At 68.1% G+C, this 3,429-nt stretch carries 3 protein-coding genes; 2 read left to right on the top strand and 1 reads right to left on the bottom strand.

The annotated features are described in order from the left end of the window. Positions 1 to 235: 235 nt before the first annotated feature. Complete coding sequence (locus tag Q4E95_RS08395; protein WP_303382874.1) at positions 236 to 1,744, bottom strand: PLP-dependent aminotransferase family protein; 1,509 nt, start codon at positions 1,742 to 1,744, stop codon at positions 236 to 238. Positions 1,745 to 1,824: 80 nt separating this feature from the next. Here Q4E95_RS08395 and pdxS point away from each other — a divergent pair, with 80 nt between their 5' ends. After that, positions 1,825 to 2,754 (top strand): pyridoxal 5'-phosphate synthase lyase subunit PdxS, encoded by a 930-nt coding sequence (pdxS, locus tag Q4E95_RS08400; protein ID WP_303382875.1) that lies wholly within the window; start codon positions 1,825 to 1,827, stop codon positions 2,752 to 2,754. Next, a partial coding sequence (pdxT, locus tag Q4E95_RS08405; protein WP_303382876.1) for a pyridoxal 5'-phosphate synthase glutaminase subunit PdxT occupies positions 2,751 to 3,429 on the top strand: 679 nt, incomplete at its 3' end. The genes pdxS and pdxT, both read left to right, overlap by 4 nt.

The following is a 3,429-nucleotide window of genomic DNA, read 5'->3' on the forward strand; positions in this document are numbered from 1 at the left end:
CCGAACACCAGCGCGACCAGGGACCGAACCAGCGTGGGCACCCACAGATCGTGTCGCACATCCGTTCCGCTGCGGTGGCCGCCGGATGCTCCGCCACGGGGGGACGGGATCTGCTGAGACACGCGAAATACTCCTCGTTGGCGGGGTGGGACCGGGCCAGTCTAGTGGAGACAACTGCGGGCCGTCCGGGAACAGAACTTGGTGTTCGCTGACGTCCGTACCGGGCCCCGCGTGACTATGAGCCCGGCTTGAGTACGTCCCACAGCACTTGCATTCCAAGCTCAAGGTGCGCGTCCGACGACGTCAGCCCCAGCACCAGCCCGTCGCGCGGTTCCGAACCGGACGCGCTCCGTCCGCCTTCTGCGGTGTCCGGCGCTCGGGCTATCGTGCGCGTTCTCGCCCGGGTCGCCGACGCCGCCCAGTACTCTCCCAGTCCACTGACCAGCACCCCGCGCCGAGCCGCCGCCGCGACTGCCGCTGCTTCGTCCGGCACCTCGATCACGGCATGGGAACCACCAGCCATGGGCACCACGCCCACGTCCGGAAGGTTTGCGAGCGCGCGGCCGATGAGTGAGCGGCGTCGGCGGTAGGCGCGGCGCATCCGGGCCGTGTGGCGTTGCAAGTGACCCAGGTCCATGAACCGCCCGATCGCCCGCTGCGCCACGGCCGAAACCGGTGACCCCAGCTCCGCGCGCAGGGTGCGCAGCCTGGGAAGCAACTCATCGGGTGCCACCAGGTGCCCCACGCCCACGCCGTTGCCCAGCACTTTGGTGAAGCTGCCGAGGGTGACCACGGTGTCGCGGTCGGTGTCGAGGGCGGCCAGCGCGGGCAGTGGTTGACCGGTGTAGCGCAGTTCGGAGTCGTAGTCGTCCTCGATCACCACGGCGCTGTGACGGCGAGCCCAGCGCAGCAGTTCCAGCCTGCGGCTCACGGGCATGGTGCCGCCCAGCGGGTATTGATGTCCGGGTGTCACCACCACGACATCCGGAGTTTCGGCCACCTCCCACGTGCCGGTTCCCGCCCACTCGCCGGTGGGCAGGCTGGCCGGATCGAGACCGAACCCGTCCACGGGAATCGGAATTGCCACGTGCCCGGTGGCCTCCACAACCCTGCGCAAGGCGGAGTACCCGGGGTCCTCCACCGCCACGCGTAATCTGCGGCCGCGCAGTGCACCCAGGACTCGCAGGACCAGCTGGAGCCCGTCCCGGGCACCCGCGGTGATGACTATGTCGTCCGGTTCTCTCACCACCCCTCGGTTCAATCGCAAATACTCGGCCAGGTGCTGACGTAACGGCACCGCCCCTTCACCGGCACTCGCGGCATCTCGCCAGGCACCCCGCCAAGCCGGAGTGTCCAGTTCCGCGATGATTGCTTTGCCGGGGCGCAGGTCGATCTGGCCCGTCTTCGCAACGCTACGTCGCGTGCGGGAGGAGCGGGGCGGCGTCGTCGACATGGGGAGTTCGCTCGCCGCGGGGACCACGCGAACGTCCGGGGCAATGCGGGTGGCCCCGCGGTCCGCGGTGAGGTATCCCTCGCCCGCGAGCACGTCCCACGCCGTGACCACCGTGCCGCGCGAGACCCCCAGTCGCTCGGCCAAGACCCGGGATGAGGGCAACGGATCTCCCGCACACAAGACACCCCGGGCGACCAGGTCACGGACCTGACCCACCAGTTGCTCGCCGAGCGAGATGCCCGAGGTCCTGTCGACGGACAATGGCACATCCACTACGCGTGCGTGCCGCATGGGTTCCTCCAAAGTGGACTATTCGAATTACTTAATTATGGATCTGTTATCGAACCACTTTGACGCGCAGCATGGTACGTATGACGCAAACCATGCAATCTCCCGCTGACAACAAGACTCCCGTGACCGGATCCAAGCTGGTCAAGAGCGGGCTGGCCGACATGCTCAAGGGCGGTGTGATCATGGACGTGGTCACCGCCGAGCAGGCCAAGATCGCCGAAGACTCGGGAGCCGTGGCCGTCATGGCCCTCGAACGCGTGCCGGCGGATATCCGCGCTCAGGGTGGCGTGGCCCGCATGAGTGACCCGGACTTGATCGAGCAGATCATTGACACCGTATCCATTCCGGTGATGGCCAAGGCGCGCATCGGCCACTTCGTGGAGGCGCAGATCCTGGAGCACCTGAAGGTCGACTACATCGACGAGTCCGAGGTGCTCTCCCCCGCTGACTTCGCCAACCACATCGACAAGCACCGCTTCACCGTGCCGTTCGTGTGCGGGGCCACCAACCTGGGTGAGGCCCTGCGCCGGATCACCGAGGGCGCGGCCATGATCCGTTCCAAGGGTGAAGCCGGCACCGGCGACGTCTCCGAGGCCACCCGCCACATCCGCACCATCCGCTCGCAGATCGCCGAGCTGCAGGGCCTCTACAACTCCACCCCCGACGCCCTCTACGTGAAGGCCAAGGAACTGTCCGCCCCGTACGAACTGGTGGTCGAGGTGGCCCGCACCGGCAAACTCCCCGTGGTGCTGTTCACCGCCGGCGGCATTGCCACTCCCGCGGACGCCGCCATGATGATGCAGCTCGGCGCGGACGGCGTGTTCGTGGGTTCCGGTATCTTCAAGTCCGGCAACCCGGCCGAGCGCGCTCGCGCCATCGTGGCCGCAACCGCCTACTACGACGATCCCGCCCGCATCGCCGAAGCCTCCCGCGGCCTGGGCGAAGCCATGGTCGGCATCAACGTGGCCGACCTGGCCGCTCCGCACCGGCTCGCGGAGCGCGGCTGGTGACCCAACCGGTCGTCGGCGTTCTCGCACTGCAAGGCGGGGTGGCCGAACACCTGGCGATACTCGAGTCGCTGGGTGTTCGCGCGGTCCGCGTCCGGTCCGCCTCGGATGTTCTCGGGGACGACGGCGCTGCGGTCATCGACGCGCTCGTCCTCCCCGGGGGTGAGTCCTCCACCATGGATCGACTGTGCCGCACGTTCGGGCTGTTCGACCCGCTGCGGCAGGTCATTTCCGCCGGGCTGCCCGTGCTGGGTACGTGCGCGGGGCTCATCATGCTCGCTGCACAGATCGAGGACCCGGCACCCGGTCAGCAATCGCTGGGGGTTCTGGACGTGACCGTGGCCCGAAACGCGTTCGGCTCACAGGTCGACTCCGCCGAGGTTGCGCTGGAGTGGGCGGGATCCGGGGCTGCATCCGGTCGCAATGATGTGGGTGACCGTGCTGCGGCTGATGCATTGGGGCCGACCGCCGACGCCGCGAACACCCCGAGCGACGTGGTCCGCGTAGCGTTCATCCGCGCGCCCGCGGTGACCCGAGTGGGTGAACGTGTGGAGGTGCTGGCCCGGTACCGCGATGCAGTGGTGGCGGTGCGGCAGGGCAACATCCTGGGCATCAGTTTCCACCCCGAGCTCACCGGGGACACCACGGTGCACGAGGAGCTGTTGGGGTTGGTTCGCA

This window comes from Kocuria sp., assembly GCF_030536815.1.
Classification (GTDB): domain Bacteria; phylum Actinomycetota; class Actinomycetes; order Actinomycetales; family Micrococcaceae; genus Kocuria; species Kocuria gwangalliensis.